The organism is Thermoplasmata archaeon (assembly GCA_035622275.1).
Taxonomy (GTDB): Archaea; Thermoplasmatota; Thermoplasmata; order Lutacidiplasmatales; family UBA184; genus Lutacidiplasma.
The window spans coordinates 38,356-50,153 of record DASPVQ010000019.1; the positions used below are offsets into that span (position 1 = coordinate 38,356).

Genomic DNA, 11,798 nt, shown 5'->3' on the forward strand with positions numbered 1-11,798 from the left:
CGCGACGACCGCCCCCTACCGCAACGCGAACGTGACGACGAGCGAGCTCGTGAGCAGCAGCAGGAACGTCGCGACCGACATGTTGGTGAACATCGACAGGGTGTCGCCCAGCGAGGTCAAAAGCCGAGCGGTGAACCCTGCCCCGAGGACCTTGACCCCCGGGACGTCGCGCTCGGCGAAGCGCAGGTCGGCCGGCGCGAGATCCCGCACGGCCCGCTGCATGAGGGCGACCGCATCGCGGCACAGGGCCTCGAGCGGGCGGCGCTCGCCGACGGGATTGAGGCCCCCATCGACCTCGTGCACCACGTGGTTGTCGGTCGTGCACACCTCGGCGACGTCGACCACGGACTCGAGCGCTCGCACGATCGGGTCGCGCATGCCGACCAGGAGGTTGTTGCCATCGATCAGGACGTAGCCGGTCGTGCGGCCGGCCGCCCGGATCGCGAGCGCGGCGATGCCCTGAGGCCCGATCCCGTCGCGCGCGGTCTCGTATGCACGGGAGACGGCGACCCCGACCTCGATCGGGCCGTCGTGCGCGGCGGCGCGCGCCGCCTCCACGGCCGCGCGCGCGTCCTGGACGAGTTTTTCGGCGGCGCTCGTCCCGTACGTGATGTCGCCGTGGCCCTCGACGTAGGAGTTGTGCGCGTCGACGAGGGCGAGTCGGGGCCCTCCGCTGCGGGGGCCGACCTCCCGCTCGATCCGGTCCGCGACGCTGAAGGCGATGTCATCGGTGGGCGCCGGTGCCTGCGAGAGGACGACCAGGGCGCAGTCGCCCAGCCACTGCGCCCGCGCAAAGCTGCCGGAGTACGGGCGGACAAGCTCGCTCGCGCGGCCCGGCAGCACCGGGCCGGGCGAGGCGAGCGCCTCGCGGGCGGCGGAGGCCAGCTTCTCGACGTCCGCCCCGGTCGGAAGGTCGAGGTCGTGGTCCGACGGGGTGTGGGGCACGAGCACCGTGCCCGCCGATGGCCCGAGCGCCTCCGCGAGCTTGCGCGGCAGGTCGCTCGCCCCGAGCGCCGCGAACGGGCCGGGGTGGGCCGTCGGGAGGGCGAGCGTGACGGGGCCGTGCTCGCCTCGCGCCACGGAGACGATCGTGACGCGCAGATCGCTCGGCAGCGAGAACTTCTCGAAGAACGCTTCGAGCGCGCGGGTCGAGGCCGGGTCGCGCAGCCCGACGTGGTCGAGCATCGGCCGGATGAGCGAGATCCCCGACGTCTGGAACTCCCGCCGCATCGGCCGGTCAGCGGCCCTCAGGAGGACGACGCCGCAGGCAAACCCGAGGAGGACGTAGGCGATCGCCGCGATCCCCACCGCGAGCGTCGGCGGCATCATGACGAAGAGGCCCGCGATCGACAGGACCGGCTGGAGGAGGGCGGGCGGCAGCGAGCGCGCGTGGCTGGGCCGCGAGATCCCGAAGAGGCTGATCTCGCGCAGAAAGATCGCCGGACCGGCGAGGAAGGCCCCCAGATACAGCACGCCCGGCGTCTGGGTCGGCCACGCGAAGAGCGCGCCGCGCCAGATCGCGGCGAGCGGCAGCTGGATCAACAGGACCGTCAGGGCGAGGAAGATCGCGCGCCGCGTCTCAAAGCGGCCGGCGAGGGCGTTCGCGAGCGGGCCGGTGGCGAGTCCCGCGATCAGCGCCGGGGCCGCGAACACGAGAAGGAAGCCCTCCGAGAACGGCACGAGGGCCGTCCCCCAGAGGACGAGCGCGAGCAACGCGCTCAGCGCGACGATCCCGGCGAGCGCGACCGGAGGGCTCGGCGCCCGGAAGAGCATCGAGGTCCGCCGGGGGCCGCTCCCCGGGCCGGTCGGCGGAGCGCTGATCTCAGCGCTCACGCGCCGCACGCACCTCCTGCAGGATTCCCCGGAAGCCGGCCCCCAGGCCCTGCTCTTCGGTGATCGTGCCGGTCACGAGGATCTGCGCGCCCGCCTCAAGGAGGGTCCGCGCATCGGGCCCCGAGCGAATTCCGCCACCGACGATCAGTGGGATGGCGAGGACCCCGTGCGCCGCGCGGACAATCGGTGCCGGCACCGGCGCCGGCGCGCCCGAGCCGGCCTCGAGGTAGACGAACCGCATTCCCAGCATCTCGGCCGCGAGCGCGTAGCCGGCCGCCGCGTCCGGGTCGTCGCGCGGCACCGGGTCGACCTGGCCGACCTCGCCGACCCGCATGCCGGGTGCGATCACGAGGTAGCCGAGCGGGATCGCCTCGAGGTGCATCGCCCGGATCGCCCGGGCCGCCCGGGCGTGCGCCCGGATCACGAGTTCGAGACTCCGCGAGTTGAGAAGGCTCATGAACAGAACCGCGTCGGCCTGCGGCGTCAGCGAACTGGGCCCCTCCGGAAAGATGATCACCGGCACCTGAGCGGCCGCCTTGATCGCGCGGGCGGCCTCGCCCATGACGTCCGGAGAGATCCCGGTCGAGCCCCCGAGCAGGATCGCGTCGCTCCCGAGCTCGACCGCGCCCCGCGCGATCGCGGCCGCCCGATCGCCCGGCGACTTGTCCGGATCGATCAGCGTGAGGTGGAGCGGGCCGCGTCGGAGGTGTTCGGCGAGGTAGCCCTCGACCCGGCCCGGCGGCGGAGCGACGGTCACCGGAACGCCACCGCCAGGAACGCCAGCAGCGCGATGGTCATCGCGACCTTGCTCATCGTCTGCTCCCAGTGCAGCCGGTTCGGCAGGTAGGCGATCGAGATCCCGAAGACCCCGTCCGCGGCGAGCACCAGCGCGAGGTACATAATCCCCGCGAGCGACGCCGGCGGGAGGAACCAGACCAGCGGTACGAAGCTCAGCGCCACGGCCGCGACCACGGCGCCCCGGGCGACGCCCGAGGCGATCGGGACCCCGTGGGTCTTGGGCAGGGTCCGCCGGTCGACGTCGCCCCGGACGTCCTCGAGGTCCTTGATCACCTCCCGACTCAGCGTCGCCAGGAACGCCATGAGGGCGAACGGTACGAGGAGGAGTGCGTCACCGGCGGCCGCACCGCCGTACAGGAACACGAGACCGGTCAGTGCCGCGACGGCCGCGTTTCCCGATAGCCCGAGCGCCTTGAGCGAGTACTCGTACGACAGTATCAGCGCGAGGGCCGCCGCCAGGATCACGCCGAGCAGCGGGTAGACCAGAATCACCGGTATCGCGAGCTCGATCCCACCGACGAACAGACCGATGGTCAACATCCGCGCGCTCCCGACGGACACCGCGCCGGTGACCAGCGGCCGCGACGGGTGGTTCACCCGGTCCCCCTCGATGTCGTCGAGGTCGTTGAGTACGTTCCCGCCCGCGGTGACCAGCGCCGTCGAGCCGGCCGCGAGGAGCAGGTATAGCCAGAAGCTCGGCGGCACCCCGATCCCGGCCCCTCGGGCGGCGAGGCCCCCGACGATCGTTCCGACGAACGAAACGGCCAGGTTCCCGGCCCGCACCAGCCGCAGGGCAGGGTGCATGTCGGCCGATGGCGGGAGCGCTCGCTTAACCGTTGTGCTGGAGGCGGGCGCGGTTCGGCGCGCTCACCGCGGTTTCGGCGGCGAGTTATATGGGCGGCCGCCTGAGGAGCGACGGATGGTCCGTCGAGTCACCGCCCGGCCGCCGCTGCGTCGGTTCCGGCTCCGCAACGGACTCCACGTCGTGCTCGCGCCGCAGCCGGCGAGCCCCACCGCGAGCGTCTGGGTGTGGTACCGGGTCGGGTCGAAGAACGAGTGGCCAGGAGTCACCGGTGCCTCGCACTGGATCGAGCACATGGTCTTCGAAGGGTCGCCCCGCTACGGCAAGGGCGAGATGGACCGCGCGATCGTTCGGGTCGGCGGCAGCCTCAACGCCTTTACCGACACTGACTACACGGTCTACTTCTCGACCGTGCCCCGCGAGCACCTCGCGGTGCCGCTCGACATCGAGTCCGACCGTATGACGCGCGCGCTCCTCCTGGACGGCGAGGTCGAGCGCGAGCGGACCATCATCCACTCGGAGCGGGAGGGCAACGAGAACTGGCCGGAGTTCCGCGTGGAGGAGGAGCTGCTGCAGCTCGGATTCCGCGTACACCCGTACCGCTGGGACGCGCTCGGCTCGCGCGCGGACATCGAGCGGCTGACGCCGCAAGAGCTGCGGGACTACTATCATCGCTTCTACGGGCCTCGCAACGCCGTGCTCGTGGTCGCCGGGGGCTTCGCACCCGTCGCGGCCGAGCGCACGATCCGCGGGCGGTTCTCGCGGCTCGCGTCCGCCGGTGACGACGTCACGGTCCACGTCCGCGAGCCCGAGCCTCACGGGGAGCGTCGGGCCGAACTCGGCGGGCCCGGAACGACGCCGTACCTTCAGGTCGCCTGGCGGGGGCCGGCCCTTCGCGATCCCGGGACCCCCTCCACCCTCGTGCTCGACGCCGTGCTGGGCGGTGCGGTCCCGCTCTTCGCTCCAGGGTTCCGCTCGCGGGGCCCCGGCGAGCACCCGAGCTCGCGACTCCACCGAGCCCTCATCGATCCCGGGCTCGCGGTCCGGGCAGGAACCTCCTGGCAACCTCGGGAGTACCCGAGCTTGTTCGGAATCTACGCGTTAGCGGCCCCGGGGACAAGGCTCGACCGACTCGAGGAACGCATCGACTCGGTGGTCGCGGGGCTCTGCCGCGCCGGACCGACACCCACCGAGATCGAGGATGTTCGCGCCCGGATCCGGCGCGGCGCCGCGCTCGTCTACGAAGGAGCGTCCCACACGGGATACCGCCTGGGGTACTTCGCGACGGTCGCCCGCCCCGAGTACGAGGACGAGCTCCTGCGCGCGCTGCTTCGGGTGCGGGCCGCCGACGTCCGGGAACGCGCGCGCGCGCTGTTCCGCAACGACGCGCGGCTCGTGGTTCGCTACACTCCCACGGACGGCGGGGTCGATGGGTAGTCCGCTCGATCCCCTCCGGCTCGAGTACTCGAACGCGCTACCGCCCCTGCAGCTGGTCCGTCAGCTCGCACCGGCCGGAGCGGCCACGTTCGCCGCGACCTTCGTCGGTCCGGCCGGCTGGGCGCGGGACCCCGAGCGCCGGGAGGGGACCGCGCGCCTGGTCGCCCAACTGCTGCCGACGGCGGCGGGGACCCTGCGGCGCGTCGCGCTGGCGCGGCGGCTCGATCGAATCGGCGCGACGCTCACGAGTCGGTCGAGCCCGGAGTCCGGCGAGGTCACGGTCTGGGGCTCGGAGGCCGACCGCAAGAAGCTCCTCGGACTGCTCGCCGAGGCGGTCCTGCGGCCACGGTTCGATCCGGACGACATCGAGCGGATCCGGCGCTCGCTGTCGGAACGCCAGCTGCGCGAGCTCCGCCAGCCGGCCGGCCGGGCGGATCGCGAGCTGCTCGCTGCGGTGTTTCCGCGCGCCCATCCGTACCGCTCGACCGGCCTCGGGACCCGGGCGTCGCTCGACCGCATCTCCCGCAGCGATCTGATCCGGTTCCACCGGCGCCACTACGTCGCCGACGGCGGCCTGCTCGTCGTGACGACCGGCTCCCGAAGCGACCGTGTCGAGCGCGACGCACGTCGCGTGTTCCGCGGGCTTTCCGATCGAGGCCCGGACCCGCTCGTGGTGCCGGCCCTTCCGCGACGTGCGCCGCGGAACGTCCGGGTCCACCTGCCCGGCCGCGCCCAGGTCGAGGTGCGCGTCGGCGGCCCCTCGATCACGCAGGACTCCCCGCGCTACCCCGCCGCCTACCTGGCGAACCAGCTGCTTGGCGGGCGACCGCTCCTCAACCGCCTCTTCCAGCGAGTGCGCGAGCGCGGGGGGCTCGCCTACGGCACGTCGAGCCACCTGGAGACGATGCGCTGGGGCGGGTTCTGGACCGCGTCGGCCGGCACCGGACCCGAACGCTGGCCGACGGTCGTTCGGATGCTCGAGCGCGAGATCGACCGCGTCCGTGACCGGCCGGTGCCGGGCCCGGAGCTCGACGTCATTCGGGAGAGCGCGATCGGCGAGATCCCGCTCTCGCTCGAAGAGACGTCCGACGCGCACGAACTCGCGGTCGATGCGGCCTATCACGGGATGCCGGCCGACTTCTGGCTGACCTGGCCGGCGCGCCTGCGCGCCGTCCGACCCCGGGAGGTGCGGGAGGCGGCCGAGCTCGCGTTCGACCGGAACGCCTCGGCGACCGTCGTCGCGGGGCCGCTCCGACGCGCCTAGACCGCGCGCGCTGCCGCTCCACCAATACACACTTATACGTCTAGTTCATCCCGAGGCGCATGCGGCCCCAGGCCCGACCGGAGCCCTCGAACCAGGGGATGCTCCGAAAGAACATCACCATCACGCCCGAGGAAGAGGAGTTCCTCCGGCGGCACCCGGAGATCAATCAGAGCGCGCTCTTCCGCCAGATCGTGGAGAGCCTGATGCTCGCGGAGCGCAGTCCGTCGGTCGCGTCGACCCAGCAGGTTCGCCTCGGCAAGGCGGTCTACCGATCCGGCGCGATCATGTTCCAGAAGCCGGTCGAGAAGCGGCCGTAGGCGCGCCCCGCGCGTCGCGGAGCGGCGCCTCCCCGTCCCGGAGCCTCCGGGCGAGACCCTGGAGCGCGGGGTGGCTCGCGTCCTCCGCCCGCGCGTAGAGGATCCCGTCGGCTCCCGGCGTGCGGTCCCAGGCGCTGCGTGCGGTCGCGGCATCGAGCTCGGCGAGCGCGTGGCGCGAGAGCAGGTGGCCGAACGCCCAGCGACGCTTCGTCGTGAGCTCCGTGAAGTGGGGAGCGTAGTGACCCCCGCCGACCCCGAGCGCGATCCGGTCGCCCGGCGCGGGCTCGAGGGCGGGCAGGACGTCCGCGAGGAGGCGGACGGCCGCGGCGGGGGGTGATTCGCTCTCCCCGTAGCCGATCTCGACGAAGAACGCGGGCAGGGCCAGCTCCGGCCCGTGGTGCGTCGCCTCGAACGTCACGGGAAGGCCGACCCTCCCGGCACCCTCCTGGAGGCGGCGCAGCGCGTCGGCCATCCGCGCCGGATCGGTGGGATCGAGCGTGCGGGGGCGTCCTCCGACCTCCGCGGTCGGACCCGGATTGCCCAGCGGATGCACGGTCAGCGACGGGACCCCCTTCTCGCTGCGATGGATCGAGGGGAAGACGAGGGTGGGCCGATCGGCGAGCAGATCGGGGGGCAGCCGGGCATCGAGTCGTTCGTCGTGGACGTGGGGACCCGGCCGCCGCAGCATCGAGATCCGGGGGCGGAGCGCGCGGACCGGGGTCCCGTCGACGAAGGCGCCGGTTGCGGCGGGGGTCCCCCAGCGGCCGACGACGCGAGCGGCGACGGGATCGGACTCGGCGACCACAAGGAGGACCTCGGTCGTCACGGGGGGCCCTCGGCGTGCGGGCTCTTGAGAGCTCCGCGAGGGCCCCGGGGAGCGGATCAGCCGCTCGGCGGTTCGCGGGCCCGCCCCGGTCCGGAGCGCCGGCGCGCGTGGTGGCGGGCGAGGCGGTAGAGCGATCGGCCGGACAGCGTCAGGAAGACGCCGAGGAACGCCCCGACCCCGGCGAGGGCGACGATCCCGGCCGCGAGACCGAGGCTCGGCCCCGCGGACGGGCTCGCGATCGGCGAGAGGACCGGGCTGGGGGACGGGTTCGAGCCGGATCCTCCGCCACTCCCCCCCGAGCCCGCGCCGGAGCCCGAGCCGGATCCCGAGCTCCCTCCCGGGTTGGTGGGTGGCGAGGACGGGCTCGCCACGACGTGGATCGTCTCGTTGGAGTCGCACGCGACGCCGACGGCGTCGGTCACCTCCAGCGCGACGGTGTAGTTCCCGGCGCTCGCATAGGCGTGGACGACCTCCGCGCCGGTCGCGGTCGACCCGTCGCCCAGCGTCCAAGAGAAGGTGAAGGGCGCCGTCCCGCCCGAGACCAGCGCGGCGAGCGATACCGTGGCGCCCGCCGTCGGCTGGGTGGTGTTCGCCGAGACGATCGCGCTCGGCAGCGCATGTACCTCGACCGAGGTCGAGGCCTCACCGCTGAGGCCGGCGAAGCTCGTGACGGACAGGGCCGCGGTGAAGTCGCCGGGACTCGCATACGCGTGGGCGGCGGTCTGTCCGATCCCGAACGAGCCGTCGCCGAACGTCCAGCGGGAGCGATCGGGATCGGATCCGAACGCGACGGAACCGTCGAAGGCAATGGGTCGGCCGACGTCGGTGGCGTTCGGGAGCGCCGCGACCGAGACCTCGGGCGGTGCCGAGAGGATCCAGGTCTCGTTGCTCGTGAAGCCCCAGTAGATGTTGAAGCCGCCGAAGACGACCAGTGTGCTGTCGACCGCGTCCGCGGCCCCCGCGGGGTACTGCATGTTCTGGTCGGAGGCGCTCGCGGCGCCCGTGAGGTTCGTCCAGAGGCCGTTCGCGAACGCCCAGGTCTGGGCGAAGAAGACCCCGTTCTCGTTCTTCTCGAACGTGACCGAGAGGAACATGAAGACCGCGGCGGCGTCCGGCAGATATCCGATCACCGGGGCGTAAGAGCCGAACGTGAGCGGAGCGGCCCAGTTCGCCGACGTGAGGTTCTCCCAGGCGCCGCCGGTGAACAGGAACGTGGCCGGATGCAGCGGCGTCGAGTACCGGGTCGAGTTGCTCGCCGACGCGGTCAGCAGGAGGCCGCCCGCGGCCGGGTCGTCGCAGACGGTCGGGTCCTCGATCGTCGCGCGCAGCGGCGCGGACGCCGTGAGGTTCGTCCACGAACCGTCGCGGAAGGCCCACGTATCATTCGCGAGCGGGTCGCGGGGAACGTCGCCGCCGACCAGGACGACCTCGCCGGCCGCAGAGTCGGTCGCCATCGCCACCTCCGAACGGGGCGAGGGGGCCCGACCCGCCGTCGCCGTGATGTTGGTCCAGGCGCCGGCCTGGTAGGTCCACGTGACGTTGGTCGGTCGGTTGATCGCGACGTCCCATCCGCCGAACAGAACGATCTTCTGCGAGCTCGGGTCGTAGGCGAGCCCGCCGAACTCGATCGGCGGCGGGTGGCCCGAGGTCGAGGACGTGAGGTTCGACCACGTCCCGTTCTGGTAGGCCCACGTTCCCGTCATGATCCCAACGGTCGTGGGCGGCACCCCGCCGAAGAGCAGGACGTATCCCTCGACCGGGTCCCACGCCATCATCGGCAGGAATCCGGCGAGGGAGGTCGGCGCCTCACCGGTCGCGTTGAACCATCGGTAGCCCTCGCCCGACGGAGCGAAGACGGGCGAACGGACCTCCGCTGCCCCCCATCGCGGCGAAGGAGCGGCCGGCCCGAGTCGCTCGGCGAGTGACTGCTGCGCTGCGGCGAGCTCGAGCGAGCCGAGCGAGGGGCCACCGCTCTCCGGCCGGGGCGCCGTCCCCGTGGGAGGGGCCGGGCTCGGGACGAGCAGGAGGGCGACGAGGGCGACGGCAACGGCCACGGCGAGAGGCGCAACGAAGCGGGGGTGGCGGATCGTCGTTCCCGTTGCGGTCGGGAGCTGCGGACGAGCGCTCACGCTGTCGATCTCCGCGGGTGTCGGCATGACATGAAGCTATGGGGCGGGGGCGCGGGCAACTCGACGCTCGATGCGAACCATCCCCGGGGAAGCCGCGCGGCCCGAACGCGCGGTCCGCTGGGGGGACGCCCCCCGACCCGCCCGAAGGGTCGAGGGCCTTACGTCTCGCCAGAGGACGGTCCCAAACATCCCGTATCCATGCTTCGAGGGGGTAGATAAAGCCGTACGGCGGCGCCCGCCGCCCGCCTATACGGGCGGAGCGCCGGGCGGCGGCGGGCCCTCGGACCACGGCGGAGGCGGTCCGCCGCCGACGGGCCCGACCGGACCGCGCGCCCCGGGGGGCGGCGTCGCGGCGCCCGCGGAGGGAGCGTACGGTGCCGGAGGCGGGCGCTCGCGGCGTCGTCCGCGGGCGTAGAGCAGCGCGAGGACCGCGGCGATCGCCGCGAAGACGATGACGAGCGCGAGGAGCGCGAGCCCCGGACCCGAGGTGTAGCTGAACGGCGTCACCGCCGCGCCGACGCTCACGGTCAGGTTCGCGTGGACGCTCTCGCCGGCGGCGTCGACCACCGTCACCGTGACGGCGTAGCTGCCCGAGCTCGCGTAGCTGTGGGCGACCGACATCGACGAGGCGGTCGCGCCGTCGCCCAGGGACCAGGTGTAAGTGAACGGAGCCGTGCCGCCACTGACGGTGGCGACGAACTCCGCGGCCGAACCGGCGGTCGGGGAGGCCGGGCCCACGGTGATCGACACGGCCGGGCTCGGATTGACGTAGACCGCCGTCGCGGCGGTCCCGCTCTCTCCGACGAGGTCGCTGATCGTCAGGTTGACCGAGTAGATTCCGGCCTGGTGGAAGGTGTGGGTGGGCGACAGCACGCTCGAGGAGCCGCCGTCGCCGAACGACCAGTCCGGAGCGTTCGGTCCTGCTCCGGCGCTCACGTCCCCGGTGAAGCTGACCGTCTGCCCGGCGTCGATCACGGAGCGCGAAGCGCTGGCACGCACGACCGGGGGCGCGGACAGCAGCCACGTGTCGTTGACGGTGACGCCGGCGACCACCCGCTCGCCGCTGAAGAGCACGAGCGTGCTGTCCAGGGGGTCGGCGGCGGACGGCGCCAGGACGATGCCCCCCGGGGTCGTCCGCTGACCCGTGATGTTCGTCCATACCGAGTTCGAAAACGTCCACTCGACCGGGTACAGGACGAGGTCGCCGTTCGTGGTGATGACGGCCGCGCTGAACAGCTCGACGTCCTGTCCGTAGGGCAGGAAACCGATCGCGGGGGGCAGCTCGCCGAAGGTCATCGGCGCGAGCGCGTTCGTCGCGCTGAGGTTGTGCCAGGTGGACCCGGAGTAAACGAAGGTGATCGGGAGCGCGGGGACCTCATGGGTGGACAGGTTGGTCGCGACACCCGTGAGCAGCACCCCGCCGGCGGCGGGGTCGTCGCAGAGGGTCGGCAGCACGGCGAAGGCGTTGAAGCCGGAGGTCGCGGTGACGTTGGTCCACGCGTCATCGTGGAACGTCCAGGTGTCCGTGAGCAAGGCGCCGTCGGGCGAGACCCCGCCGAACAGGAGGAGCTCATCGTCCGTGGAGTCCGTCGCCGCCGAGGCGAACGCGCGTGCGGAGGGCGCCGGCCCGACCGTCGCGGTGAGGTTGGTCCAGGTGAGATCGTGGTAGGCCCACGTGTAGTTCTCCCCGCTGAGCACGCTATTCTCCCCGCCGAACAGGATGACGCTCTGCGTCGACGGGTCGTAGGCCATCCCGGCCGCGATGAGGGCGGGGGGCGTCCCGGTGACGGTGCCCGTGAGATTCGTCCAGGTGCCGTTGAGGTAGCTCCAGGTCTGGTTGAGCAGCTGGCCGGTCGTGAGCTCGCCCCCGAAGAGCAGGACGTAGCCGTCGGCGGCGTCCCAGGTCATCTGCGCGTAGAGCACGGGCGGCGGAGCCGTCCGGCCGATCGCGCCGGAGATGTTCGTCCAGAAGTACGGGTTCAGGCCCGCGGCGGCCCCCGAGGCGGAGGGTCCCCGCAGCACCGATGGAGCGCTCCCGGACTCGAGGGCCCACCGGGCCGCGCCCAGGTTGGCCGTCGCGAGCGACGGAAGGTGGGCGGTGGAGACGGACGGGGGCGCGACGGGAGCGACCAGCGTGGCCGCGATCAGGGCCGCCGCGAGCAGGGTCACGGCGACCGGCGCGCGGCCCCGGATGCCCGGCACGGTCATCGCGCTAGTTTCGCGAGCCCCTGAGATATAAGGGTGGATGCTCGAGGGGGGACGCCGCCGGTGTCGGGGAGGTGCTCCCGGCGGGAGTTTCCCGGCCCGGCCCAGCCGCCCGGCCGATTTGAACCCGCGTCAGAGGCTCGAGAGGCCTCTATCCTTGACCACTAGACTACGGGAGCGCCCGGGC

At 72.7% G+C, this 11,798-nt stretch carries 9 protein-coding genes and 1 tRNA gene; 3 read left to right on the plus strand and 7 right to left on the minus strand.

Annotated elements, in window-relative coordinates; all coding sequences use genetic code 11:
* Positions 1-15 precede the first annotated feature (15 nt).
* From VEL82_05215 to VEL82_05225, 3 genes are read right to left on the minus strand one after another with little or no spacing between them, the layout of a single operon-like run.
* Positions 16-1,833, minus strand: a complete 1,818-nt coding sequence (locus VEL82_05215) for a DUF2070 family protein (protein ID HXW67254.1) — start codon at positions 1,831-1,833, stop codon at positions 16-18.
* Entirely contained in the window at positions 1,823-2,590 is a 768-nt protein-coding gene (locus tag VEL82_05220) for a geranylgeranylglyceryl/heptaprenylglyceryl phosphate synthase (protein HXW67255.1), read from the minus strand. The genes VEL82_05215 and VEL82_05220 overlap by 11 nt, the downstream gene beginning before the upstream one ends.
* Positions 2,587-3,435, minus strand: a complete 849-nt coding sequence (locus VEL82_05225; protein HXW67256.1) for a geranylgeranylglycerol-phosphate geranylgeranyltransferase — start codon at positions 3,433-3,435, stop codon at positions 2,587-2,589. Before VEL82_05225 ends, VEL82_05220 begins: the two co-directional genes overlap by 4 nt.
* 115 nt (positions 3,436-3,550) lie before the next feature.
* Between VEL82_05225 and VEL82_05230 the strand changes: the two genes are divergently transcribed.
* The 3 genes from VEL82_05230 to VEL82_05240 are packed head-to-tail and all read left to right on the plus strand — an operon-like array spanning position 3,551 to position 6,451.
* Positions 3,551-4,870, plus strand: a complete 1,320-nt coding sequence (locus tag VEL82_05230) for a pitrilysin family protein (GenBank protein HXW67257.1) — start codon at positions 3,551-3,553, stop codon at positions 4,868-4,870.
* On the plus strand, positions 4,863-6,134 hold the full coding sequence (locus VEL82_05235; protein ID HXW67258.1) for a pitrilysin family protein: 1,272 nt from the start codon (positions 4,863-4,865) through the stop codon (positions 6,132-6,134). The genes VEL82_05230 and VEL82_05235 overlap by 8 nt, the downstream gene beginning before the upstream one ends.
* Before the next feature lie 59 nt (positions 6,135-6,193).
* Positions 6,194-6,451 (plus strand): hypothetical protein, encoded by a 258-nt coding sequence (locus VEL82_05240; GenBank protein HXW67259.1) that lies wholly within the window; start codon positions 6,194-6,196, stop codon positions 6,449-6,451.
* Here the strand turns inward: VEL82_05240 and VEL82_05245 are convergent.
* From VEL82_05245 to VEL82_05260, 4 genes are all read right to left on the minus strand, one after another.
* Positions 6,417-7,277: a D-aminoacyl-tRNA deacylase gene (locus VEL82_05245; protein HXW67260.1), complete on the minus strand. Its 861-nt coding sequence runs from the start codon at positions 7,275-7,277 to the stop codon at positions 6,417-6,419. The genes VEL82_05240 and VEL82_05245 overlap by 35 nt on opposite strands.
* Before the next feature lie 56 nt (positions 7,278-7,333).
* On the minus strand, positions 7,334-9,406 hold the full coding sequence (locus VEL82_05250; GenBank protein HXW67261.1) for a PKD domain-containing protein: 2,073 nt from the start codon (positions 9,404-9,406) through the stop codon (positions 7,334-7,336).
* 246 nt (positions 9,407-9,652) lie between these two features.
* Positions 9,653-11,614 carry a PKD domain-containing protein gene (locus tag VEL82_05255; GenBank protein HXW67262.1) on the minus strand — a complete coding sequence of 654 codons (1,962 nt, stop codon included), beginning with the start codon at positions 11,612-11,614 and terminating at the stop codon, positions 9,653-9,655.
* A 72-nt stretch (positions 11,615-11,686) separates the two neighbouring features.
* Positions 11,687-11,790: transfer RNA gene (locus VEL82_05260), tRNA-Glu, on the minus strand.
* Between the last annotated feature and the right edge of the window lie 8 nt (positions 11,791-11,798).